The following is a 26,692-nucleotide window of genomic DNA, read 5'->3' as shown; positions in this document are numbered from 1 at the left end:
ATGTCCATCGTGGCGAAACCCCACCGTCATCCGGTCGGGCGACGCCCCCCTTCCGGACGGCCACGCAACCCCTAACGCCCCATCGACACCGCAGGTTTACCGCCGAAACGGTGGGGTCCCGGGACCGTTGTCGCACGCCAGGGCCGATGCCAGACTCGCCTGGAGCCGGAACGGTCGTCCGACGACGCGCTCCGGTGGGGAGGATTCCAGGGTCCACCCGGCCGGCGACCCGGTGCGCTTCACCCCTGTTTCGCGTCTGCGACGGGTGTGGTGAAGGGGTCGTCGACGACACCGGGCGGAGCGGCCTGCCGGCGGCGGTGACCCCGTCGCGGCGCCGCCGACGAGAAGGGCTGACGACACACGTGCTGGTACAGCGAGAAGAACAGCTCACCCTGCTGCGCGAGACCTTCCAGAACTGCGAACGGCAGCGGAGGGGACACGTCTCGCTCGTCACCGGCGCGGTGGGCAGCGGCAAGACGAGCGTGCTGGAGTCGTTCGGCGACTGGGCGGCCAACGCCGGTGGCCGGGTGCTCAGCGCGACCGCCTCGCGCGCCGAACGCGGACTGCACCTGGGGGTGCTGGGGCAACTCCTCCAGGGGGCGCGGCTCGACCCCGAGACCGGGGTACGGGTGGAGCGCCTGCTGCGCCACTCCCCGGCTGCCCCGCCGGAGCCCGGACACGGCGGCGACGACGCCGCCGACCAGGTGTGGGCGCCGGTGCTGCACGGCCTGTTCAGCACGCTGCTCGAACTGGCCGAGTCGGCGCCGCTCGTGCTGACCGTCGACGACGTGCACCACGCCGACCCGGCGTCGCTGCACTGCCTGCTCTACGTCGCCCGCCGGCTGCGGCACACGCCGATCATGGTGGTGCTCGCGGAGGCCCGCACGCTGCGTCCGTCGCACCCGCACTTCCGGGCCGAACTGTTCAGCCAGCCCCACTTCACCCGGATCACCCTGCCGCCGCTGACCGTGGAGGCGATCGCCCGGCTGGTCGACGACGACGTCGAGCCGGCGGCCCGCGAGGCCGCCGAGCGCTGCCTGCGGATGACCGGCGGCAACCCGCTGCTCACCCGGGCGCTCATCGAGGAACAGCCCCGCCCGGCGACGGACGAGGAACCGACCGTGGACGCCGCCCTCGGCGACGCGTTCGACCAGGCGGTGCTCGGCTGCCTGTACCGGCACGAGCCGGGCGTGCGCCGGGTGGCACAGGCGATGGCGGTGCTGGACCGGCCGGGCGGCCCGGCGGACCTGCTCGGCCACCTGCTCGACGTGGTGCCGGAGTCGGTCACCCCGATGGTCAGCATGCTGCGCACCACCGGCCTGCTGGACCAGGATCGGCTGCGGCACCCCAGGATCCGACGGTCCATCCTGGCCGACATGTCCGTCGACGAACGACGAGACCTGCACCAGCGGGCCGCCGAGGTGCTGCACGAACACGGCGTCGAGCCGGGCGGCGTGGCCGAGCACCTGGTCGCCGCCGGATGGGCGGAGGCCGGGTGGACCGTGCCCGTGCTGCACGACGCCGCCGCCCAGGCGCTCGCCGCCGGCCGGCCCGACGTGGCCGCCGGCTGCCTGCGCCTGGTCGGCCGCGCCGAGGTGGACGACGAACAGCGGGTCGCCATCACCGCCATGCAGGTCAGCGCGCGCTGGCAGATCAATCCACTGGCCGTCAACGGGCAACTCGACCAACTGGTCGACGCCGCCCGGGCGGGCGGCTGGCCGGCCGACGCCGCCCTGTCCGCCGCGCCGTACCTGCTGTGGCAGGGGCGGGTCGAGGAGGCCGACGAGGCGATCGCCGGCTGCGCCGGGGACGACGAGCAGGCCCACGCGACGGGCCGTCGCCGGACGATGCACCTGCTGCTGGGGCTCTCCCACCCGGAGCACCTGGCCGCCGTACGGGAAGCGGCCGGTGCGCCGCGGACCGCGCTGCTGGCCGGCGGCTCCTCACCGGCGCAGGCGCTGGGCCTCGTCGGCGCGGCGCTGACGCCGACCGGCGACCACGACGCGGTGGCCGGCGCCGAACAACTGCTGCACCGCCACCACTGCGACGACGGCATGCTCCCCCTGTTGGCCGCGCCGCTGCTGGCGCTGCTCTGGGCCGGGCGTGCCGACCGGGTGGCCGTCTGGACGGCGGCGCTGCTGGAGCGGCCGGCCGTGCGGCACGCCCCGCTCTGGCGGGCGGTGCTGCGGGCGCTGCGCGCCGAGGCGGCGCTGCGGCTGGGCGACCTGACCGTGGCCGACCAGCAGGCCCGGGCCGCGCTCGACGACCTGCCGGTGGCCGCCTGGGGAGTCGCCGCGGCCGGCCCGCTGGCCACGCTGATCGCCTGCGCCACCGAGTCCGGGCGGCATGCCGAGGCGGATCGCTGGCTGGCGCAGAGCGTGCCGGCCGGCGCCTTCCGCACACCGCTCGGGCTGCACTACCTGGCCGCCCGGGCCCGCCATCACCTGGCGCTCGGCCGGGCCCACGCGGCCACCACCGACCTGCGCCGGTGCGGCGAACTCATGCGCGCCTGGGGCGTGGACGTGGCCGGGCTGGTGCCCTGGCGGCTGGAGCTGGCCCGGGTGCAGCTCGCGGTAGGCAACAAGGCGCACGCCACCCAGTTGCTCCAGGAACAGTTGCGGGTGCCGCACGGGGTGGACGACCGTACCCGGGGCCGGGCGCTGCGGCTGCTCGCCGGCACCACCGCGCCGGACCACCGGCGCAAGCTGCTCTCCGAGGCGGTGAACCTGTTGCAGGGCTGCGGCGACCGGCTGGAACTGGTCCGGGCGCTCGGGGACACCGGGCAGACGCTGCAACGGGCCGGCGACTCGGCGCAGGCGCGGCTGCTGGTCCGCCGGGCGTACCAGTTGGCGCAGGACTGCGGCGCCTCGGTGCTGGCGCAGCGGCTGGTCCGGCGCGAGCCGGGCAGCGTGCCGGCGGGTCCGCCGGCCGAGGCTCCGGAGCCGGAGGACGGGCTCAGCGAGGCCGAACGCCGGGTCGCGGCGCTCGCCGCGCAGGGCCACACCAACCGGCAGATCTCCAGCAAGCTGTTCATCACGGTGAGCACCGTGGAGCAGCACCTGACCCGGGTCTACCGCAAGCTCGACGTCAAGCGCCGCTCGGACCTGCCGGCCCGACTGGTGGCCTTCGCCGAGCCCCTGGGCGAGGAGATCCAGCCCGCCGCGTCCTGACCCGGCCGTCGGTGTAAGGCGGGGCCCCTTGTTAACACCTGGTGTTAACAAGGGGCCCCGCCTCTACCGAATGCGTTAAGAAGGGGCCCTTCCTTATCCGCTCAGGACCAGGTCGGCGGCGGCGGTCACCCCGCCGGCGCGGCGCAGGCAGTCACGCCAGCGGGCGGCGCGGTCGCGGAAGGACGGCTCGGCCAGCAGCCGGCGCAGCTTCCCGACGACGTCGTCGACGTCGAGCGGGTCCTCGTGCTCGACCGCCAGCGCCACGCCGGCGTCGACCACCCGCACCGCCCCGTCGTAGCAGTCGAACCAGAACGGCATCACCAACTGCGGCACCCCGAACCAGGCCGCCTCGTGGATCGCGTTCGCGGCGGCGTGGTTGAAGAACACCCGCACGTGCGGGTGCGCCAGCACCTCCACCTGCGACGGCAGCCACGACTCGACGCGCAGGTTGGGTGGCAGTTCGTCGGCCGGTGGCAACAACGCGTGCCGGGCGGCGGGCAGCTTCCACAGCACCTGGTGCTCCGGCCCGAGCCGGGCGGCCACCTCGACCAGCGCGGCCACCTGCGCGGCGGTCGGACGCATGATGGTGCCGAATCCGACGTAGACCACCGACTCGTGGGCGTCGAGCCAGGCCCGCAGCTCGGCGCCGTCCGGGCTCGGCACGATCTCCCGGGGCACCATCGAGCCCACCATGCGCAGGTTCGCCGGCGCGGTGTCGAACGGGTACTCCAGCCCGAACACCGTGTAGGCGAGCAGCGCCTCCGCCGCCTCGGCGTACTGGGAGGGGCGCAGCTCGACGTTGCTGATGCCGGCGTCCGCGCGCCGCGCCGCGGCGGCGGTGCTGCGGGCGAGCCGCTCCGGTTCGGTGAGCGTGGCCACCAGCGCCGCCCGGTAGCGGTCGTTCGCCGCCCGCTGGCTGGGGTTCATCGCCAGGGGCAGCCCGGACAACGACATCGGGTACGCCGGCGGCAGGCTGTCCTGGAGGAAGTTCGACGGCGGCACCGTGACGCTGATGACGAACGGCACCCCGCGGGTGATGGCCGCGTCCAGGCCGAACGAGGCGAACGAGTCCACCACCGCCCGCGCCGGCCGCACCTCGTCGATGACCGCCAGGCAGCGCTCGTACAGCTCGTGCAGGTGGTCGAAGTCGGTGGACGCGTCGACGTAGCTGGCGAAGTTCACCACCCGGGAGCCGGTGGACATCCGGCGGTGCGTCTCGTCGTCCCAGTGCTCCGGGCGGACCTCCACCCGGGGCGGGCCGAGCGAGACGAACCGCACGTCGCCGTCGCCGGGCAGCGCCTCGATCTCCGCCCGCCGCTCGTCCGTGCAGGCGAACCGGACCGGTCGGGCGGCCCGACGCTTCAGCTCACCGGCCAGCGTGAGCAGCGGGTTGAACAGCCCCGCGCTGCCGGAGCTGACCAGCAGCAGCGGGGCATCGTCGGGGTTCATCGCGGCCGGCCCCTAGTCCATCGCCCGGCGCATGAAGCCGCGGATGCCGACGGCGGTGAAGACCACGAACACCCCGGCGAGCACGACCAGGTCCAGCCAGAGCGGCACCGACTCGACACCGGGCGGCGCGACGAGCGACCGGGTGGCCTCGCTGACGTAGGTGAGCGGGTTGAGCGCGCAGACCACCTGGAACCAGGGCAGCGAGTCCAGCGCGCGCAGCGGGAACTGGGTGGCGCCGGTGAACATCAGCGGCGTCAGCGTGACCGTGAACATGATCTGGATGCGGTGCGGCGGGACCAGGGTGCCGAACGTCAGGCCCAGGGCGGCGCCGACCAGCGCGCCGGCCGCCAGCACGCCGATCACCGGCAGCAGCGTGGAAAGCGGCCAGGTGACGCCGAGGATCAGCATGCCGACCGGGATGAGCACCAGCCCGGCGACCAGGCCCCGGATCGCACCGAAGACGATCTTCTCGAACGCGACGAGCGGGATCGCCATCGGCGACAGCAGCCGGTCCTCGATCTCCCGGGTGAAGGAGAAGTCCATCACCATCGGCAGCGCGGTGTTCTCCAGCCCGATCAGGAACGCGTTGAGTGCGATGACGCCGGGCAGCAGCACGTTGGCGAAGTCGTCGCTGGCGTAGCCGAGATCCTTGAGCACCTTGCCGAAGATCAACAGCATGAACAGCGGCTGGAGGAAGACCTGGGCCAGGAACCCGCCCAGCTCCCGGCTGGTGACGAAGACGTCGCGCCAGAGCACCGCCCGGAACGTGGTGAGCTGGTCGCGCAGGCGTACCGGCGGGGGTGCGGTGACGGCCGGCGGCGCCGGCGCGGCGGGGGCGGTGACGGTCACCGAAGGTCCCTTCCGGTCAGGTGGATGAAGACGTCCTCCAGGCTGGGCTGGCCGACGCTGAGGTCACGGACCTCGCAGCCGAGGTCGGTGAGGACCTTCAACGCCATCGGCACGGCGTTGGCCGGCGCACCGGCGGTGTAGACCCGGAACGACAGCGGCGCGTCCGGATCCTCCGGCGTCGGCATCGGGGGCATGCCGGGGAACATCGGCAGCTCCGCCGCGCCGCCCGCGCGCAGCCGTTCGACGCGTTCCACGTCCGGCACGTCGGTCAGCGCGGTCTGCACCGCCTCGGCCGGGGCGCCGGGCGCGACCACGAGCGTCAGCGTGCTGCTGCCGGGCAGCGTCCGGGTCAGCGCGGTCGGCGTGTCCAGGGTGAGCAGCTTGCCGTGGTCGACGATGCCGACCCGGTCACAGAGCTTCTCCGCCTCCTCCATGTCGTGCGTGGTCACCACGACGGTGACCCCGGACCGCTTCAGGTCGGCGATCCGCTCGTGCACGAACAGCCGGGACTGCGGGTCGAGACCGGCGGACGGCTCGTCGAGGAAGAGCACCCGGGGGGCGTGCATCAACGCCCGGGCGATCATGGTGCGTTGGGCCAGGCCGCCGGAGAGGAAGTCGGTGCGGGCCTTGGCGAAGTCCTTCAGGCCCATCTGTTCCAGCAGCTCGTCGGCGCGTTTCACGCGGCGGGCCCGGGACACCCGGTGGTACGCGGAGTGGAACAGCAGGTTCTGCCGGACGGTGAGCGACCGGTCCAGGTTGACCCGCTGCGGCACCACCGCGAGCAGTTGCCGGGCCACGGCCGGCGCGCGGGACACGTCCGCGCCGCAGACCAGGGCGCGACCGGAGGTGGCCCGCACCCGGGTCGTCAGCACCCCGATCGTCGTGGTCTTTCCCGCGCCGTTCGGCCCGAGCAGACCGAAGACCTCGCCCGCGGCGACCGAGAAACTCAGTCCGTCCACCGCCGGCGGCATGTCGGGCCGGTACTTCTTGACCAGCCCGTCGACCACCACTGCCTCGTCCACGTCGTCATGCTCCCGTCCTGGTTCCTGGTAAGACAGTTGTCCGCCACCGCGATAGGGGGCGTTAGGGGCAGCCAAGGGGCGGCCTCACAGCCCTCGCTCGGTGAGCCACGCGTCGACGGTGGCGGCGAGTTCCGGGCCGCGTTCGCCGACCATGGTGAAGTGGTCGCCGGCCGCGTCCCGCGTCTCGTGCGGGTACGGCCACACCGACTTCCACCCGTCGGGTTCCCCGGTCCACTCCCCCAGCGGCTCGCCGGCGCGTACGAGCAGCGTCGGCGCGGCCATCGGCGTGGGGTTCCAGTCCAGGAACAGCGGCAGGTAGCCGGCCCACGCGGTGGCCCGGTGGTCGTCCATCGGGGTGTACGCGCTGTCCCGCTCGACCATCCCGTCGAGCAGTTGCGAGGTCCAGCCGCCGAGCACCTCGCTGCCGGCCGGGTAGGTGTCCATCAGCACCACCGCGGCCGGGGCACGGCCCTGCCGCTCCAGCTCGGCGGCGAGCAGGTTGGCCACCATCGCCCCGCCGGAGTGGCCGGCCAGCACGAAGTCGCCGGATCCGACCGCGCGCAGCACGGTGTCCGCGTGCACCCGCAGCAGCGCGTCGAGGTCGGCGGGCAGCTCCTCGCCGACGCCGAAGCCGGGGTTCGGCAGCGCCCACACGTCCCGCCGGCCGCGCATGCCGGCGGCGACGCGGGCGTACTCGTGCGCGCCGGAGAGCAGCGACATGGTGCAGCAGCAGACCACCGGCGTGGCCGGCCCGTCGGCCAGCCGCATGACGGCGGCCGGTCGGGTCAGCTCCTCCGGGGTGCGGAAGCTGGGCCGGAACTGGGCCAGCTTGACCAGCAGCTCGGCGTAGCCGGCCGCGTCGGCGCGCGCCTTGGGCTGCCGGAACAGCCCGCCGAGCAGGCCGCCCGCGCCCTCCGGTGACGCCGCGTCGGCGGGCGCGTCGGCGGCCGGCCCGCCGAGGATCGCGCCGAGCAGGTGGCCGGCCAGCGCGACCGGGGTGGGATGGTCGAAGAGCAGGGTGGCGGACAGCTCCGCGCCGGTCTCCTGGCGCAGCGCGTCGCGCAGCTCCAGCGCGGTGAGCGAGTCGAAGCCCAGTTCCAGGAAGTCCCGGTCCTCCTCGACCGCGCCCGGCCCGGCGTGTCCGAGGACGGTGGCGGCCTGCGCCCGGACCAGGTCCAGCAGGATCCGGTGCCGGTCGGCGGCGGGCACGGCGGCCAGCCGGTCCCGCAGCGCGGTCGCCGGGTCGGAGCCGGTCCCGGCGGCCGGGGCGGTCGGTTCGGTCACCGCGTCCGGCACGCCGCGCAGCAGCGGGGCCGGCCGGACCGCGGTGAACGCGGGCACGAACGCCGGCCAGTCGACGTCCGCGACGGCGACCTCGTCGCTGCCGGCGGCGACGGCCCGGTCCAGCGCGTCGAGGGCCACGCCGGGGTCCAGCGGTCGGATTCCCCGACGGCGTAGCTGCTCCGGGTCGGTGACCTCGCCGTGCCACGGCGCCCACGCCAGCACGGTGGCCGGTCGACCGGCGGCGCGGCGGCAGGCGGCGAGGGCGGCCAGGCCGGCGCCGGTCGCGGCGGTGACCGCGGCACCGCCGCTGCCCCAGGTGGCGGCCGTGGAGACGAAGATCAGGAACTTGTCGACCGGGTGGTCGGCGCAGACGGCGTCGAGCCGGGCCACCGCGGCCAGGTGCGCGCCGACGGTGCCGGCCAACCGGTCCGGGTCGGCCGCCGCGACCGGCTCGCCGGCCCCGCCGGCGTCGGCCACGTGCAGCACGGTACGCACCGGCGTGCCGGCCGCGGCCAGTCGCGCCAACGCGGCGGACAGCGCGTCCGGACCGGCCACGGTGGTCACCTCGACGCCGTGCACCGTGGTCCGCTCGACGCCGTCCAGGATGGTCCGCGCGACACCGTCCGGGCCGGTCTGGTCGCTGTCGGCCGGCAAGGGTGGACCGGCCAGGAGCAGGTGGGTCGCGCCCGCCTCGGCGAGTCGGCGCAGCAGGTGCGGGCGGCGGACCGGGGCGTCGCCGTGCACCAGCACCGCGCCGTCCGGCCGCCACGGGCTGTCGACGCCGGCCGGCGCGCGTTCCAGCCGGCGGGCGCGCAGGCCACCGGCGCGGATCGCGAGCTGGTCCTCGACGCCGTCCCCGGCCACCACGCGGGCGAGCCGGGCGGTGTCCGGGCCGGCCGGTTCGGCGGGCAGGTCCAGCAGGCCGCCCCAGAGCCGGGGGTGTTCCAACGCCAGCACCCGGCCGAGGCCCCAGACGGTGGCGACCGCCGGGTCGGGCGCCGGGTCGACGGCGTCGACGGCGACCGCGCCCCGGGTGACGCACCACAGCGGCGCGGCGACCCCGGCGTCGGTGAGCGCCCGCACCAGCGCGACGGTGCCGGCGAGGACGTCCGCGGCGCCGGTGGCCGCCGATCCGGCCGCGTCGCCGGTGGCCGCCGATCCGGCCCTGTCGGTGCCCGGCCCCGATTCGGCCGCGCCGGTTCCCGGCTCCGGTCCGGCCGCCGGCGCTCCGGTGTCCGCCGACGCGTGGCCGGCGGCGAGCAGCGAGATCACCCGGACCGGGGTGACCGTGTCGAGGCGGTCGCGCAGCGCGGCGACCGGGTCGACGCCGGGCGGCGCCGGTACAGGCACCGGGTCCAGGCCCTCGGCGCGTACCGCGTCGGTCACGGCGTCGAGCAGGTCGCCGGGTGGGCCGACGACCAGGCACGGGCCGGTCGGCGCGACGCCGGTCGGCGGGTCGACCGGGGTCCAGCCGGTCCGGTAGCGCAGTCCGTCCAGGGTGGCCGTCCGGCGGTGACGGTCCCGGTAGCCGGTCAGCGCCGGCAGCAGGTCGCCGAGCGGGCCGGCGGCGGCGTCGTCGAGACCGAGCAGGGCGGCCAGCGCGGCCGGGTCGCCGTCCTCGGCCGTGGACCAGAACTCGCCGTCGGCCGGGTCGGCGGGGCGCGGGCCCAGGTCGAGCCGGATCGGGTCGGGCCAGAACCGCTCGTGCGCGAACGCGTACGTGGGCAGGTCGACCCGGGTCGCGTCGGTGCCGGCGAACAGCGCGGGCCAGCGTACGCCGGCGCCGCGCAGGTCCACGGCGGCGAGCGCGGCGAGCAGGCCGGCCGGTTCGGACAGCTCACGCCGGGCGACCGGCACGAACGCGGCCGGTTCGGCGTCGGGCAGGCACTCGCGGGCCAGCGCGGTCAACGCGGCGTCCGGGCCCAGGTCCAGGAAGGTGCCGGCCCCGGCGGCGGCGAGCGTGGCCACCGCCGACGAGAACCGCACCGTGTCGCGGACGTGCTCGACCCAGTAGCCCGGGTCGGTGGCCTGCGCGTCGGTGAGCGGCTCGCCGGTGCGGTCGGAGACCAGCGGCACGCTCGGCGGCTGCCAGGTGAGTTTCTCGGCGACCACCCGGAACTCGGCCAGCATGTCGTCCATCCGGGCCGAGTGGAACGCGTGGCCGACCCGCAGCCGGCGGGTCCGGCGGCCCTGGGCGGCGAGCCGTTCCCCGGCGGCGAGCACCGCGTCCTCGTCACCGGAGAGCACCACCGACTCGGGGCCGTTCACCGCGGCCAGCGCCACCCGCGCGTCGAGCAGCGGCGTCACCTCGGCGGCGGACGCGCGGACCGCGAGCATCGCGCCGCCGGCCGGCAGCGCCTGCATGAGCCGGGCCCGGGCGGCCACCAGCGTGGCGGCGTCGGGCAGCGACAGCACACCGGCGACGTGCGCGGCGGCCAGCTCGCCGACGGAGTGGCCGAGCAGGTGCGCCGGGCGCAGGCCGAGCGCGGTGACCAGCCGGTACGCGGCCACCTGGTAGGCGAAGAGCGCGGGCTGGGTCCACTCGGTGCGGTCCAGCAGCGCCGCCTCGGGGGTCTCCGGCGCGGCGAACGCCACCTCGCGCAGCGGCCGGCTCAGGTGCCTGTCGAGTTCGGCGGCCACCTCGTCGAACGCGGCGGCGAAGACCGGGAACCGGCGGTGCAGCTCGGCGCCCGCGCCGGGTCGCTGGCCGCCCTGCCCGGGAAAGAGGACGGCGAGCTTGCCGGCGGTCCGGGCCACGCCGCGGACCACGCCGGGCGCGGGCCGGTCCTCGGCGACCGCACGCAGCCCGGCGCGCAGCGCCGCCGCGTCGTCGCCGGTGACCGCGGCCCGGTGCGGCAGCGCCGCCCGCGTGGTGAGCAGCGCGTACGCGACGTCGGCCGGGCGCAGGCCGGGGTGGGCGTCGAGGTGCTCCAGCAGCCGGCGGGCCTGCCCGGCGAGCGCCGGCCCGGAGCGCGCGGAGACCACCCAGGGCGCCGGCGGGGCGGGGCGTCCGGCCGGCGGGGTCGGCGGATCCTCGACCTGTTCGATGACGGCGTGGGCGTTGGTGCCGCTGACGCCGAACGCGGAGACACCGGCCCGGCGCGGGCGGTCGGTCGCCGGCCACTGCCGCGCGTCGGTCAGCAGCTCCACCGCGCCGGCCGTCCAGTCGACGTGCGGGGTGGGCCGGTCGACGTGCAGCGTGGCCGGGAGCCGGCCGTGCCGCATGGCGAGCACCATCTTGATGATCCCGGCGACGCCGGCGGCGGCCTGGGTGTGGCCGATGTTCGACTTGACGGAGCCGAGCAGCAGCGGCGTGGACCGGTCCTGCCCATAGGTCGCCAGCAGCGCCTGCGCCTCGATCGGGTCGCCGAGCGTGGTGCCGGTGCCGTGCGCCTCCACCACGTCCACCTCGGCGGCGGTGAGCCCGGCGTTGGCGAGCGCGGCCCGGATCACCTTCCGCTGGGCGGGGCCGTTGGGCGCGGTGAGGCCGCTGCTGGCGCCGTCCTGGTTGACCGCGGTGCCGCGCACCACGGCGAGCACCGGGTGGCCGTGGCGGCGGGCGTCGGAGAGCCGTTCGACGAGCAGCATGCCGACGCCCTCGGACCAGCCGGTGCCGTCGGCGGCGGCGGCGAACGACTTGCACCGGCCGTCGGTGGACAGGCCGCGTTGCCGGGAGAACTCCACGAACACGGTGGGGGTGGCCATCACGGACACGCCGCCGGCCAGCGCCAGCGTGCACTCCCCCAGCCGCAGCGCCTGGCAGGCCAGGTGCAGCGCGACGAGCGACGAGGAGCAGGCGGTGTCCACGGTGATCGCCGGGCCCTCCAGGCCCAGCGCGTACGCGATCCGGCCGCTGGCCACCGCCGCCGCGCTGCCGGTGCCGAGGTAGCCCTCGACGCCGCCGCCGACGCCGGTGAGCAGCGCCGCGTAGTCGCCCTGGCTGCTGGTGGCCGCGTACACGCCGGTGGGCGCGCCGCGCAGCGCGGTGGGGTCGACGCCGGCGGATTCGAACGCCTCCCACGCGGTCTCCAGCAGCAGCCGCTGCTGCGGGTCCATGGCGAGGGCCTCGCGCGGGCTGATGCCGAAGAACGCCGGGTCGAAGTCGCCGGCGTCGGGCAGGAAACCGCCGTCGCGGACGTAGGAGGTGCCCCGGCTGGCCGGGTCGGTGTCGTAGAGCGCGTCGAGGTCCCAGCCCCGGTCGGCGGGGAACGGCGCCATCGCGTCGCGGCCGGCGTCGACCAGCTCCCAGAGCTGCTCGGGCGAGCGCACCCCACCGGGGAAACGGCAGCTCATCCCGATGATCGCCACCGGTTCGGTGAGCCGGTCGGCGAGCTGCTGGTTCTGCTGCTTGAGTTTCTGGTTGTCCAGCAGCGACGCGCGCAGCGCGCCGACCACCTCGTCCAGCGAGACGCTCATCGGGCCCTCCCTGCGGCCGGCCGGGTCACGAGTCGGATCCTTCGAGCGCCATCCGGACCAGTCCGGCGACGTCGAGGTCGTGGATCTCGGCCGCCGGCACGTCCGGAGCCGGGTCGGCGGCCGGCGCGGCGGTGTCGTGGCCGAGGCGCAGCAACTGGTCGAGCAGGCCGGCCTGGCGCAGCCGGTCCAGCGGGATGGCCGCGAGGACCCGCCGGACCGTCTCCTCGTCGGCGCCGCCGGCCGGCTCGTCGCCGCCGGGGAACAGCTCGTCGTCGAGGTACGCGGCCAGCCCGGCCGGGGTCGGGTAGTCGAACACCACGGTGGTGGGCAGCTCCCGCCCGGTCGCGGCGGTGAGCAGGTTGCGCAGCTCCACCGCGGTCAGCGAATCGAACCCTAGATCGAGGAAGCCCCGTTCCGGCTCGACCGCGTCGACCGAGGGGTGGCCGAGCACCTTCGCCGCGTCGGTGCGTACCAGGTCCAGCAGCGCGTCCCGGCGGTCGTCGGCGGTCAGCGCGCGCAGTTCGGCGAGCCGGTCCCGGCCCGCCGGCCCGGTCGTCGTCGCCGGCGGCGGCTCGGCGGCGGCGGCGAGTGCCCGCACGGCCGGCAGGTCGGCCAGCAGTGGGCTGGGCCGCAGCGAGGTGAACAGCGGGTGGAACGTGGCCCAGTCGACGTCGGCGACGGTGACGCAGGTGTCGTCGGCGGCGAGCGCGTGCCGCAGCCCGGCCATCGCCGGTTCGGGCGGCAGCACCCGCAGGCCGCGGCGGCGCAGTTGCTCCGGCGCGTCGTCGTCGAACATGCCGGACTCGGTCCACGGCCCCCAGGCCACCGACGTGGCGGGCAGCCCGCGCGCCCGCCGTCGCTCGGCGAACGCGTCCAGCGCGGCGTTGCCGGCGGCGTATCCGCCCTGCCCGCCGCTGCCCCAGGTGGCGGCGATGGAGGAGAAGAGCACGAACGCGTCCAGTTCGACGCCGTCGAGCAGCTCGTCGAGCAGTTCCGCGCCGGCCAGTTTCGGGCCGATGACGTACGCCAGGTCCTCCAGCGTGGTCTCGGCCAGCGGCACCACCTCGCTGACGCCGGCGGCGTGCACCACCGCGCGCAGCGGCGGCCCGTCGGCGCGCAGGTCGGCGAGCAGCGCGGCCATGGCGGTCCGGTCGGCGGCGTCGGCGCGGGCGACCCGGCAGTCGACGCCGGACGCGGTCAGCTCGGCCAGCAGGTCGGCCGCGCCCGGCGTGTCGACGCCGCGCCGGCTGGTCAGCACGATCCGTTCGGCGCCGGCGTCGGCCACCCAGCGGGCCACGTGCCCGCCGAGCGCGCCGGTGCCGCCGGTGATCAGGACGGTGCCGCGCGGCTGCCACGGCGTCGGGTCACCGTCGGTGGGCGCGCTGGCGAGCCGCCGGGCGTACGTCCCGTCGCCGCGCACCGCGAGCTGGTCCTCGGCGGTGGTGGTCAGCAGTGTGGCGAGCCGCCGGGCGGTGTCGTCGTCCACGGTGGCGGGCAGGTCGACCAGGCCGGCCCAGCGGGTGGGCTGTTCCAGCGCGGCGACCCGGCCGAGGCCCCACAGCGCCGCCTGCCGGGGGCTGGGCGGGGCGTCACCGACGTCGACCGCGCCCCGGGTGGCGCACCAGAGCCGGGCCGGCGCGTCCAGGTCGGTGAGCGCCTGGAGCAGTCCGACGGTGGCGGCCAGGCCACGCGGCAGCGTCGGGTGCTCGGCGTGCGGCGTCTCGTCCAGCCCGAGCAGCGACAGGACGCGGGTCGGCCCGTCGCTGGTGGCGGCGGTGACCAGGTCGGTCAGCCGGGCGGCCAGTTCGTCGGCGTCGGCGGCGGTGTCCACCGGCGCGGTGGTGGCCGCCGGGCCGAGCGCGCCGGCCAGCGTGACCAGGTCCGGTTCGGCGGCCCGGTCGGCGGGCAGCAGCACCAGCCAGCGGCCCGGACCGTCCGGCGCGGGCCCGGTGGTGGCGTCGACCGGCTCCCAGCGCACCCGGTAGCGGCTGCCGTCCACCACCGACCGTTCCCGACCGCGTCGGCGCCACGCCGACAGCGCCGGCAGCACCGCGCCGAACGGCTGGTCCGGGGCCACGTCCAGCTCGGTGAGCAGGCCGTCCAGGTCCTCGGCCTCGACGGCCGCCCAGAACCGGCGTTCCACGGCGGTGTCCTCGGCGGGTGGCGCGGTCAGCCAGGCCGGCGGCTGCGGCCAGTAGCGCTGCCTGTCGAACACGTGGGTGGGCAGGTCGGCCGGCTGCGGGTCGGCGTCGGCGTAGAGCGCGGGCCAGTCCACGCCCACGCCGTGCACGTGCAACGCGGCGACCGCGCGCAGCAGGGTGAGCGGTTCCGGCCGGTCCCGGCGCAGCGTGGGCAGCACCGGCGGGACCGGCCCGTGGGCGGCCAGCACGCCCTGGGCCGGCGCGGTGAGCACCGCGTCCGGGCCGACCTCGAGGTACGCGGTGCAGCCGTGCGCGCGCAGCGCGGTGACCGCGTCGGCGAAGCGGACGGTGTCGCGGGCGTGCCGGGCCCAGTAGCCGGGCGCGCCGATGCCGGCCACGTCGACCGGCGCGCCGGTGACGGTGGAGATCAGCGGCACGGTCGGCGGGTGGTGCGGCAGCCGGGCGGCGAGCGCGGCCAACTCGTCGAGCACCGGTTCCATCAGCGGGCTGTGGAACGCGTGGCTGACGGTGAGCCGTCGGGTGCGTACCCCCCGGGCGGTCCAGTCGGCGGCGGCCTGGTCGACGGCGTCGGTGGGGCCGGCGACCACGACGGCGGCGGGGCCGTTGACCGCGGCGAGCGCGAGTCCGTCGGCGAGCGTGGCGCGGACGTCGTCCTCGCTCGCGGCGACCGCGAGCATGGCGCCGCCGGCGGGCAGCGCCTGCATGAGCCGGCCCCGGGCGGCGACCAGTTCGGCGGCGTCGGCGAGGGTGAGCACGCCGGCGGCGTGGGCGGCGGCGAACTCGCCGATGGAGTGCCCGGCCACCGCGTCCGGGCGCAGGCCCCACGAGGTGAGCAGCCGGAACAGCGCCACCTCGACGGCGAACAGCGCCGGCTGGGTGAACTCGGTGCGGTCCAGCAACGCCGCGGTGTCGGTGCCGGGGTCGGCGTCGAGCAGCGGGCGCAACGGCCGGGGCAGGTGCGGGTCGAGCGCGGCGCACGCCTCGGTCAGCGCGTCGGCGAACACCGGGTACGCGGCGGCCAGCTCGCGGCCCATGCCGGGGCGTTGCGCGCCCTGCCCGGAGAACAGGTACGCCAGCCGGGGCCGGCCGGTCACCGCGCCGGTGACCAGCGCGGGCGAGTCGTCGCCGGTGGCCAGCGCACGGAGCCCGGCGCGCAGCGCCCGACGGTCGGTGGCGAGCACCACCGCGCGGTGGTCCAGCGCGGCCCGGGACACCGCCGAGGACCAGCCGACGTCGACAAGCGGGGGCGCGGTCGGCCCGGCGAGCCGGTCGGCCCACGGCGTGGCCTGCGCGGCCAGCGACGCGGCGGTACGCGCGGACAGCAGCACCGGCACCACCGGCGGCTCCGCCGGCTCATCGGTCGGCGCCGGCGGCTCGGGGGCCTGCTCCAGGATGGTGTGGGCGTTGGTGCCGCTGATGCCGAACGAGGAGACGGCGGCGCGGCGCGGCCGGCCGGTCAGCGGCCAGGGCCGCCCCTCGGTCAGCAGGTCCACCGAGCCGGTCGTCCAGTCCACCTGGTCGCTGGGCGCGTCGACGTGCAGCGTCGGCGGCAGGTAGCCGTGGCGCAGCGCGAGGATCATCTTGATCACGCCGGCGACACCGGCGGCGGCCTGGGTGTGGCCGATGTTCGACTTGATCGAGCCGAGCAGCAGCGGCCGGTCCTCGGGGCGGCCCTGCCCGTACGTGGCGAGCAGCGCCTGCGCCTCGATCGGGTCGCCGAGGCGGGTGCCGGTGCCGTGCGCCTCGACCGCGTCCACGTCGCCCGCGTCGAGCCGGGCGTTGGCCAGCGCCGCGCGGATGACCCGCTGCTGGGCCGGACCGTTGGGGGCGGTGAGCCCGTTGGACGCGCCGTCCTGGTTGACCGCGCTGCCCCGGACCACGGCGAGCACCGGGTGGCCGTTGCGGCGGGCGTCGGAGAGCCGCTCGACGAGCAGCACGCCGACGCCCTCGCCCCAGCTCGTGCCGTCGGCGCCGGCCGCGAACGCCTTGACCCGGCTGTCCGGGGAGAGTCCGCGTTGCCGGCTGAAGCCGACGAACACGCCGGGGGTGGACATCACGGTGACGCCGGCGACCAGCGCCAGGGAACACTCGGCGGCGCGCAGCGCCTGGCCGGCCCAGTGCAGCGCGACGAGCGACGAGGAGCAGGCGGTGTCGACGGACACGGCCGGCCCTTCCAGCCCGAGCGTGTACGACACCCGGCCGGAGAGCACGCTGCCGGCGTTGCCGGTCATCAGGTGCCCCTCGGCGCCCTCCGCGGTGAGCATGAGGTTGCGGTAGTCCTGGTAGTTGGTGCCGACGAAGACGCCGGTGGGGGTGCCGCGCAGCGTCCGCGGGTCGATGCCGGCGCGTTCGATCGCCTCCCACGAGGTCTCCAGCAGCAGCCGCTGCTGCGGGTCCATGGCGAGCGCCTCGCGGGGCGAGATGCCGAAGAAGCCGGGGTCGAAGTCGGCCACGTCGGGCAGGAAGCCGCCCTGGCGGGCGTAGCTGGTGCCCTCGACGGCGGGGTCGGTGTCGAAGAGCCGGTCGAGGTCCCAGCCCCGGTCGGTGGGGAAGTCGCCGATGGCGTCGCCGCCCGAGGCGAGCAGTTGCCACAGCCGTTCCGGGTCGTCCGCACCGCCGGGGAAACGGCAGCTCATCGCCACCACGGCCAGCGGCTCGTCGGGGGTGGCCACGGCGGCCGGCCCGTCGACCGGCGCGCCGGCGCCGGTGAGCAGCTCGTCGAGGTGCCCCGCGAGCACCGCCGGGTTCGGGTAGTCGAACGCGAGCGTGGCGGGCAGCCGCAGCTCGGTGGCGGTGGCGAGCAGGTTGCGCAGGTCCACCGCGGTCAGCGAGTCGAGGCCGAGGTCGCGGAACGGGCGGGTGACCGGCACGTCGTCGGCGGCGCCGTAGCCGAGCGCGGTGGCCGCGCACTGGCGGACCAGGTCACGCAGCGTCTCGGTACGCTCGGCGGCGGTGCCGCCGGCGAGCTGCCGGGCCAGCGCCGAGCCGGGCTGGTCGACCGGTTCGGGCGTGGCCGGCGTCTCCGGGGGCCGCAGCGCGTCCCGGACCTCGGGCAGGTCACCGAGCAGCGGGCTGGGCCGGACCAGCGCGAACGCGGGCGCGAAGCGACCCCAGTCGACGTCGGCGACGACCACTGTGGGTTCGTCACGGCCCAGCGCCCGGGCCAGCGCGGCGACGGCCGACTCCGGGTCCATGGCGACCATGCCGCCGCGGCGCAGCCGCTGCTGGGCGCGTTCGTTGTCGGCGGGCAGGCCGGCGCCGGCCCAGGCGCCCCAGGCCACGGAGAGCGCCGGCAGCCCGTCGGCGCGGCGCCGGTGGGCGAGCGCGTCCAGGTGGGCGTTGGCCGCGCCGTACGCGCCCTGGCCGGCGTTGCCGGTGGTGCCGGCGACGGAGGAGAAGAGCACGAACGCGTCCAGCTCGTGGTCGCGGGTGAGCGCGTCGAGATGGTCGGCGGCGGCGCTCTTGGGCGCGGCGACGGTGTGCAGGCGGGCCGGGGTGACGGTGTCCACGATGCCGTCGTCGAGCACGGCGGCGGTGTGCAGCACGGCCCGCAGCGGCGCGTCGTCGGGCAGGTCGGCGAGGAGCGCGGCGATCTGGTCGCGGTCGGTGACGTCGCAGCGGGCCACGGTGACGCGTACCCCGAGGTCGGTCAGCTCGGCGGCGAGGTCGCCGGCGCCGGGGGCGTCGGGGCCGCGGCGGCTGGCCAGCAGCACGTGCGCGGCGCCGGCGCGGGCGGCCCAGCGGGCCAGGTGCCCGCCGAGGCCGCCGGTGCCGCCGGTGATCAGCACGGTGTCGCGGAGCCGGACGGTGTCGTCGGCGAGGTCGGTGTCGCGGGTGAGCCGGCGGGCGTGGGCGCCGGTGTCGCGGACGGCGATCTGGTCCTCGGGCCCGTCGGCGCCGAGCACCGCGCCGAGCAGCGCGGCGGTGGTGGCGTCGAGCCGGTCGGGCAGGTCGACCAGGCCGCGCCAGCGGGCCGGGTGTTCCAGCGCGACGGCCCGGCCGAGGCCCCAGACGGCGGCGGCGGCCGGGTCGGGGGCGGGATCGGTGTCGCCGGTGGTGACGGCCCGGCGGGTGGCGCACCAGAGCGGCGCCTCGACGCCGAGCGCGCCGAGCGCCTGGACCAGGTGGGCGGTGCCGGTGACGCCGAGCGTGGTGGCCGGGTGCTCGGGGTGGGCGCGTCCGTCGAGGCCGAGCAGGGAGAGCACGGCGGCGGGTCCGTCGGCGGGCAGCGCGGCGCGCAGCCGGTCGGCGAGCGCGGCCGGGTCGTCGGCCGGGTCGACGGGTACGGGTACGGCGTCGGCGCCGACGTTGCCGAGCGCGCCGAGCACGCCGGTGACGAGCGGGTCGTCGGCCAGGTCGGCGGGTACCGGGACCAGCCAGGCGCCGGTGAGCCGGGTCAGCGGCAGGTCGGGCAGCGGGGTCCAGGTGACCCGGTAGTGCCAGCGGTCGGGGTCGGGTTCGCCGTCGCGGTCGGTGACGAAGCGGGGCGGGGCGGGCCAGTACCGCTGGTGGTCGAACGCGTAGGTGGGCAGCGCGACGGTGCCGGTGCCGGCGAGGACCGTGGTCAGGTCGACGGGCAGGCCGATGCTGTGCGCGGTGGCCAGGTTGGTCAGCAGCCGGGTCGGGTCGTCCTCGCCCCGCCGCAGCGTGGACAGCGTGTGCCCGGCGGTGCCGAGGTCGTCCAGGATCGCCGTGACCGGCATGGTCAGCACCGGGTGCGGCGAGATCTCCACAAACGTCGTGTGACCGGCCTCGATCGCGGTACGCACGGCGGTGTCGAACCGGACCGTGCGGCGCAGGTTGTCGTACCAGTAGTCGGCCGTCATCGTGGCCGGGTCCACCCAGTCGCCGGTGAGTGTCGACACCAGACGCGTGTGACCGGGCTGCGGCGTCACGTCCGCCAGGTCGGTGCGGAGCTGCTGCGCGACGTCCTCCACGGCGGCGGAGTGCGACGCGTAGTCGACCGGGATCAGCCGGGCCCGGATGCCGTCGGCCTGACACGACTCGACCAGGTCCGCGACCGCCTGCGGCGGGCCGGAGACCACCACTGTCGCCGGGCCGTTGATCGCCGCGATTCCCACGCCCGCGAAGCGTGGCCCGTTCGCGGCCGGGCCGGTCCTGTCGCGGGTCGATCCCGCGCCGACGGACGCCGTCGCGCTTCCGGCCAGCCGTGCGGTGACGTCGTCGGCGGACAGGTCGACCGACGCCATCGTCCCGGTGCCGCGCAACGCGGACAGCGCCCGCGACCGCAACGCCACCGTCTTCGCCGCGTCGTCGACGGACAGGATCCCCGCGACGCACGCGGCGCCGATCTCGCCCTGCGAGTGACCGACCACCGCCTGCGGCACGACCCCGACGTGCCGCCACACCGCGGCCAGGGCGACACCCACCGCCCACAACACCGGCTGCACCACCTCGACCCGGGCCAACCACGACTCGTCGTCGCCAGTCAGCACCGCCACCAGATCGACGTCGAGGTACGGAGAGAGGGCCACCTGGCACTCGGCAAGCGCCGCGTCGAACGACACGCACCGACCGACCAGACCGGAAGCCATCCGCGCCGACTGCGCACCCTGACCCGGGAACACGAACACCGGGCCGGCGGGCCGCTCCGCGGTGCCGGTCACCACCGCCGGCGACGGCGTACCCGCCGCGAGCGCATCCAGACCGGACAGCAACTCCTCGGCCGACGACCCGAGCACCACGGCCCGCTTGTCGAACGCCGACCGGGTGGTGGCCAGCGACCAGGCCACCGTCGCCGGGTCGGCCGGGTGCGCGCGCAGGTGCGCGGCCAGCCGGCCGGCCTGCCCGGCGAGGCCGCCCCGGGTCCGGGCGGAGACCGGCCAGGCGGTGACGTCGGCGGCGAGCAGTCCCGGGGTGGGGACGGCGGCGGGCGGCGCGGACGCCTCCGGCGCCTGTTCCACGATGACGTGCGCGTTGGTGCCGGAGATGCCGAACGACGACACCGCCGCCCGGCGGGGCCGGTCGCGTTCCGGCCATGGCCGCGCCGACGTCACCAGCTCCAGCGCGCCGGACGACCAGTCGATGTGCGGGGACGGCTCGTCGACGTGCAGCGTCGCCGGCACCAGTCCGTGCCGGATGGCCAGCACCACCTTGATCACCCCGGCCACGCCGGCAGCGGCCTGGGCGTGCCCGATGTTCGACTTCACCGAGCCGAGCAGCGCCGGCCCGGCGTCGCCACGGTCCTGCCCGTACGTGGCCAGCAGCGCCTGCGCCTCGATCGGGTCACCCAGGTTGGTGCCGGTGCCGTGCGCCTCGATGAGGTCCACGTCGGCGGTGGCCAGCCGGGCGGCGGTGAGCGCCTGGCTGATCACGCGCTGCTGGGCGGGCCCGTTCGGGGCGGTCAGCCCGTTCGACGCGCCGTCCTGGTTGACCGCGCTGCCGCGCAGCACCGCGAGCACCGGGTGCCCGTTGCGGCGGGCGTCGGAGAGCCGCTCCACCAGCAGCCAGCCGACGCCCTCGGAGAACCCGGCGCCGTCGGCGGCGGCGGCGAAGGAACGGCACCGCCCGTCCGGGGAGAGCGCGCGTTGCCGGCTCGACCCGATGTAGAGGCCGGGGGTGGCCATCACGGTGACGCCACCGGCGAGCGCCAGCTCGCACTCCCCCGCCCGCAGCGCCTGCGCGGCCAGGTGCAGCGCGACCAGCGAGGACGAGCAGGCGGTGTCGATGGAGACGGCCGGGCCCTCCAGGCCGAGCGTGTACGACACCCGGCCGGAGGCGACCGCCGCCGCCCCGCCGGTCATCGAGTGGCCCTCGTCGCCGTCGGGCGACATCATCAGCAGCGTGCCGTAGTCCTGCCCGTTGGTGCCGACGAACACCCCGGTACGGCTGCCGCGCAGCGTGGCGGGGTCGATGCCGGCGGACTCGACGGCCTCCCACGCGGTCTCCAGCAGCAGCCGCTGCTGCGGGTCCATGGTGAGCGCCTCGCGGGGGCTGATGCCGAAGAACGCGGCGTCGAAGTCCCCGGCCCCGTCGAGGAAGCCGCCCTCGCGGGCGTACGAGGTGCCGGGGTGGTCGGGGTCGGGATGGTAGAGCCGGTCGAGGTCCCAGCCCCGGTCGTCGGGGAACGGGGCAACCGCGTCCCGGCCGTCGGTCAGCAACTCCCACAGGTCCTGCGGGTCGCGGACGCCACCGGGCAGCCGGCAGCTCATCGCGACGATCGCCACCGGCTCCAGTTCCTGGGACTGGGCCTCGCTGAGCCGGCGGCGGGTGTCGTGCAGGTCCGCCATGACCCGCTTGAGGTAGTCGCGGAGCTTGTCTTCATTGGCCATCGGTAGCCGCTTCCTCGCAGGGGACGGGAGTGAGCCGGTGCGGGTCAGGAGAGACCGAGGTCGCGGTCCACCATGGCGAACAGCTCGTCGTCGCTGGCGTCGCCGAGATGACGGCCGAGGTCGTCGTCGCCGCCGCTGCCCTGGCCGAGCCGGGTGAGCATGGCCTGGAGGCGGACCGTGGCCCGGACCCGGGCGGCCTCGTCGCGGGCCACCACGTCGAGCCCGTCGGCGATCCGGTCGAGGTCGTCCAGCAGCGCGGTCGGGGTGACCACGTCGTCCTGGGCCACCTCGGCGTAGAGGTACTCGGCCAGCGTGGTCGGCGTCGGGTAGTCGAAGACCAGGGTGACCGGCAGCGCCACCCCGCTCGCCAGGCCGAGCCGGTTGCGCAGCTCGACCGCGGTGACCGAGTCGAAGCCCAGTTCGCGGAACGCGCGGTGCTCGTCCACCGACTCCCCGGACGGGTAGTTGAGCACGGCCGCGACCTGGCTGCGGACCAGCGCGAGCAGCACCGCCATCCGGTCGCCGGCGGGCAGCCCGGCGAGCCGGTCGCGCAGCGACTCCGGGCCGTCGGGCACCTCGCCGCCGGTGGTCCGCTCGACCGTGCGCAGCCGGCGGACGTCCGGCAGGTCGCTGATCAGCGGGCCGGGCCGGGTGGCGGTGAACGCGACGGAGAACCGTTCCCAGGCGATGTCGGCGACGGTGAGGAACGCCTCGCCGTGGTCGACGGCCTGGTGCAGCGCGGCGATCGCGGCCTCCGGCGGCATCTCGGGCACGCCGTGCCGGTGCAGCAGTTCCCCGAACGGGCCGTCGGCCATGCCGCCGCCGGCCCAGGCGCCCCAGGCGATGGACGTGCCGGGCAGGCCGAGGCCGCGCCGGTGCTGGGCGAGCGCGTCGAGGAACGCGTTGCTCGGGGCGTAGTTGCCGACGCCGGAGCTGCCCACCGAGCCGGCGAACGAGGAGAACAGCACGAACGCGCCGAGGTCGAGGTCGAGCGTCAGCTCGTGCAGGTGGTACGCGACGTCCACCTTGGCCGCGAGGACCCGCTCGATCTGGTCGATGCGCAGGTCGTTGATCAGGGCGTCGTCGAGCACCGCGCTGGCGTGCACCACGGCCTTCAGCGGCCGGTCGGCGGGAATGCCGTCGATCAGCGCGGCCAGCGCGTCCCGGTCGGCGGCGTCGCAGGTGACCACGCTGGCGGTGGCGCCGAGCGCGGTGAGCTCGGCGACGAGTTCGGCGGCGCCGGGGGCGTCCATGCCGCGCCGGCTGGCCACGACGATGTTCTCCACCCCGCTGCGGGCGAGCCAGCGGGCGGCGTGCCCGCCGAGCGCGCCGGTGCCGCCGGTGACCAGCGCGGTGCCGGAGGGCTGCCACGGGTGCGCGGGCCGGCTGTCGCCGAGCGGGACACGGGTGAGCCGCCGGCCGAGCAGTCCGCCGGGGCGTACCGCGATCTGGTCCTCCTCGCCGGCGGCGGTGAGCGCCGCGACCAGCAGGCCGGCGCTGCGCTCGTCGACCGCCTCCGGCAGGTCGACGAGTCCGCCCCAACGCTGCGGGTGTTCCAGCGCGGCGACGCGGCCGAAGCCCCAGATCATCGCCTGGCCGGGCGAGCGGAGCAGTTCGGCGCGGCCGACCGAGACGGCGCCGGACGTGACCGCCCACATCGGAGCGGCCAGGCCGATGTCGCCGAGCGCCTGGACCAGCGCGACGGTGGCGGCGAAGCCGCCGGGCACGGACGGGTGCATCGGGTGGACGAGTTCGTCGAACGCGAGCAGCGACACCACGCCGGTCACCTCGGTGAGCGTGCCGTCCGCGCCGGTGGTGAGCGCCTCGCGCAGCAGCTTGCCGAGCAGGTCCCGGTCGACGTCGGTGGTGCTGACCGGCAGCGGGACGACGGTGGCGCCGGCGGCGGCGAACGCGTCGACGCACGCCTCCTGCCAGGGTTCGACGATGTCGCCGGTGGGCAGCACGACCAGCCAGGTGCCGGCCATGCCACGGTTGGTGATGCCGGTGAGCGGCTTCCAGGTGTCCTGGTAGCGCCAACTGTCGATGTCGGACTGGCGGCGCTGCTGCCGCCGCCAGCGGTGCAGCACCGGCAGCGCCGGGGCGAGCGCGTCGAGCGCCTGCCCGGCGGGGAGGTCGTCGCCGGCGAGCACCTCGGCGAGGCCGGACAGGTCGTCGCGTTCGACGGCGGCCCAGAAGCCGCTGTCGTCCGGGTTGCCGTGGTCGGCCGCCTGGTCCTCCCGCTCGGGGCCGCCGCTGCCGTCGAGCCAGAGCCGCTGGTGGTCGAACGCGTAGGTGGGCAGCGCCACGGTTTCCGTCTCGGCGAGGACCGTGGTCAGGTCGACCGGCAGGCCGATGCTGTGCGCGGTGGCCAGGTTGGTCAGCAGCCGGGTCGGGTCGTCCTCACCCCGCCGCAACGTCGACAGCGTGTGCCCGGCGGTGCCGGTGTCGTCCAGGACCGCCGTGACCGGCATGGTCAGCACCGGGTGCGGCGAGATCTCCACGAACGTGGTGTGTCCCGCCTCGACCGCCGTCCGCACCGCCGTGTCGAACCGGACCGTGCGGCGCAGGTTGTCGTACCAGTAGTCGGCCGTCATCGTCGCCGGGTCCACCCACTCCCCGGTCAGCGTCGACACCAGCCGGGTGTGACCGGCCTGCGGCGTCACGCCGGCCAGGTCGGCACGCAACTGCTGCGCCACCTCCTCCACGGCGGCGGAGTGCGAGGCGTAGTCGACCGGGATCAGCCGGGCCCGGATGCCGTCGGCCTGACAGGCGTCCACCAGGTCGGCGACCGCCTGCGGCGGACCGGACACCACCACGGTCGCCGGGCCGTTCACCGCCGCCACCCCGACACCGTCGAAGCCATCCAGCCGGGCGGTCACCTCGTCGGCGGACAGGTCGACCGACGCCATCGTGCCGGTGCCGCGCAACGCGGACAGCGCCCGGGACCGCAACGCCACCGTCTTCGCCGCGTCGTCGAGGGACAGGATTCCCGCCACACAGGCCGCGCCGATCTCGCCCTGGGAGTGGCCGATCACCGCGTCGGGCGTGACGCCGGCCGCGCGCCAGACGGCGGCGAGCGCCACACCGACCGCCCACAGCACCGGCTGCACCACCTCGACGCGGTCCAGCCAGGACTCGTCGTCGCCGGTCAGCACCGACACGAGATCGACGTCCAGGTGGGGGGCCAGCGCCGTCTGGCACTCGGCCAGCGCGGTGTCGAACGGCGCGCACCGGCCGACCAGGCCGGCGGCCATCCCGACGGACTGGGCGCCCTGGCCGGGGAAGACGAAGACCGGGCCGGCGCCGGCGGCGGACGCCGTACCGGTGACCAGGTTGCCGGCCGGCAGGCCGGCGGCCAGCGCGTCCAGGCCGGCGAGCAGGTCGGCGGGGTCCGCGCCGACGACGACGGCGCGCTGGTCGAGCGTGGACCGGGTGGTGGCCAGTGACCAGGCCACGGATGCCGGGTCGGCGGGGTGGGCGCGCAGGTGCGCGGCCAGTCGGGCGGCCTGCCCGGCGAGCGCGCCCCGGGTCCGGGCCGACACCGGCCAGGCGGTGGGGCCGGCGGCGAGCAGGCCGGCGCGGCGCGGCGCGGGGGCGTCGTCGGCGGGCGCCTCGGCCGGCTCGACGGCGGAGGGGCGGTACTCCTCGACGATGACGTGCGCGTTGGTGCCGCTGACCCCGAACGAGGAGACGCCGCCACGGCGGGGCCGGCCCAGTTCCGGCCACTGCCGGTTCTCGGTGATCAGCTCCACCGCGCCGGAGTCCCAGTCGACGTGCGGGGACGGCTCGTCCACGTGCAGCGTCGCCGGCAGCGTGCCGTGCCGCAGCGCCATCACCATCTTGACCAGTCCGGCCACGCCGGCGGCGCTCTGCGTGTGGCCGATGTTCGACTTCACCGAGCCCAGCCAGAGCGGCCGGTCCGCGGGCCGGTCCTGCCCGTACGTGGCGAGCAGCGCCTGCGCCTCGATCGGGTCGCCGAGCGTGGTGCCGGTGCCGTGCGCCTCGACCAGGTCGACGTCGGCCGCGCCGAGCCGGGCGTCGGCCAGCGCGGCCCGGATGACCCGCTGCTGGGAGGGGCCGTTCGGGGCGGTCAGGCCGTTGGACGCGCCGTCCTGGTTGAGCGCGCTGCCGCGGATCACGGCGAGGATCGGGTGGCCGTTGCGTTCGGCGTCGGCGAGCCGTTCCACCACGACCACGCCGCCGCCCTCGCCCCAGCCGGTGCCGTCGGCGCCGGCCGCGAACGCGCGGCACCGCCCGTCGACGGACATGCCGCGCTGGCGGGAGAAGACGATGAACACGCCCGGGGTGGCCATCACGGTGACGCCACCGGCGACCGCCAGGTCGCACTCGCCACGGCGCAGCGCCTGCCCGGCCAGGTGCAGCGCGACGAGCGACGACGAGCAGGCGGTGTCGACGGTGACGGCGGGGCCGTTGAGGCCGAGCGTGAACGAGATCCGGCCGGAGGCGACGCTCGTGGTGTTGCCGGTGCCGAGGTACATGTCCACGCCGTCCGGCACGTACGGCAGGCCCATCCCGTAGTTGGACGTGCTCAGCCCGACGAAGACGCCGGTGGCGCTGCCGCGCAGCGACAGCGGGTCGATGCCGGCCCGCTCGATCGCCTCCCAGGACGTCTCCAGCAGCAGCCGCTGCTGCGGGTCCATGGCGAGCGCCTCGCGGGGCGAGATGCCGAACAGGGCCGGGTCGAAGTCACCGGCGCGGTCGAGGAACCCGCCGACCCGGGTGTAGCTCTTGCCGGGCTTGTCCGGGTCGGGGTCGTACAGCCCGTCGAGGTCCCAGCCCCGGTCGTCGGGGAACTCGGTGAGCGCGTCGCGCCCGTCGGCGACCAGGTCCCACAGTTCCTCCGGGGACCGGACGCCGCCGGGGAAGCGGCAGCTCATCGACACGATGGCGAGCGGTTCGGTGTCCCGCGCCTCGACGGTCTGCAGCTTGCGCTTCGTGTCGTGCAGGTCGGCGGTCACCCGCTTGAGGAAGTACCGCAGCTTGTCGTCGTCGCTCATCGCGTCCCTGCCTTGATCCGCGGTGGTCAT

At 76.2% G+C, this 26,692-nt stretch carries 7 protein-coding genes; 1 reads left to right on the top strand and 6 read right to left on the bottom strand.

All coding sequences use genetic code 11. The annotated features are described in order from the left end of the window. Positions 1–362 precede the first annotated feature (362 nt). Positions 363–3,170 (top strand): AAA family ATPase, encoded by a 2,808-nt coding sequence (locus ACZ6O5_RS12915; protein WP_465976828.1) that lies wholly within the window; start codon positions 363–365, stop codon positions 3,168–3,170. Between the two features lie 93 nt (positions 3,171–3,263). Here ACZ6O5_RS12915 and ACZ6O5_RS12910 read toward each other — a convergent pair whose 3' ends face one another. The 6 genes from ACZ6O5_RS12910 to ACZ6O5_RS12885 all read right to left on the bottom strand — a co-directional run bounded on the left by ACZ6O5_RS12910 (position 3,264) and on the right by ACZ6O5_RS12885 (position 26,692). Further along, on the bottom strand, positions 3,264–4,619 hold the full coding sequence (locus ACZ6O5_RS12910; protein ID WP_465976827.1) for a glycosyltransferase: 1,356 nt from the start codon (positions 4,617–4,619) through the stop codon (positions 3,264–3,266). A 12-nt stretch (positions 4,620–4,631) separates the two neighbouring features. Then, the gene (locus ACZ6O5_RS12905) at positions 4,632–5,468 is read right to left on the bottom strand and encodes an ABC transporter permease (protein WP_405089296.1); all 837 of its coding nucleotides are present in this window, start codon (positions 5,466–5,468) and stop codon (positions 4,632–4,634) included. After that, the gene (locus ACZ6O5_RS12900; protein ID WP_281940984.1) at positions 5,465–6,490 is read right to left on the bottom strand and encodes an ABC transporter ATP-binding protein; all 1,026 of its coding nucleotides are present in this window, start codon (positions 6,488–6,490) and stop codon (positions 5,465–5,467) included. Before ACZ6O5_RS12900 ends, ACZ6O5_RS12905 begins: the two co-directional genes overlap by 4 nt. An 84-nt stretch (positions 6,491–6,574) precedes the next feature. Beyond that, complete coding sequence (locus ACZ6O5_RS12895) at positions 6,575–12,190, bottom strand: type I polyketide synthase (protein WP_465976824.1); 5,616 nt, start codon at positions 12,188–12,190, stop codon at positions 6,575–6,577. A 25-nt stretch (positions 12,191–12,215) separates the two neighbouring features. Further along, positions 12,216–21,644: a type I polyketide synthase gene (locus tag ACZ6O5_RS12890; RefSeq protein ID WP_465976822.1), complete on the bottom strand. Its 9,429-nt coding sequence runs from the start codon at positions 21,642–21,644 to the stop codon at positions 12,216–12,218. 44 nt (positions 21,645–21,688) lie between these two features. Continuing rightward, entirely contained in the window at positions 21,689–26,692 is a 5,004-nt protein-coding gene (locus tag ACZ6O5_RS12885; protein ID WP_465976820.1) for a type I polyketide synthase, read from the bottom strand.

This window comes from Micromonospora sp. NPDC049201 (assembly GCF_055586805.1).
The sequence above is the reverse complement of the archived record's forward strand: the minus strand, read 5'-3'. Positions and strand labels throughout refer to the sequence as shown.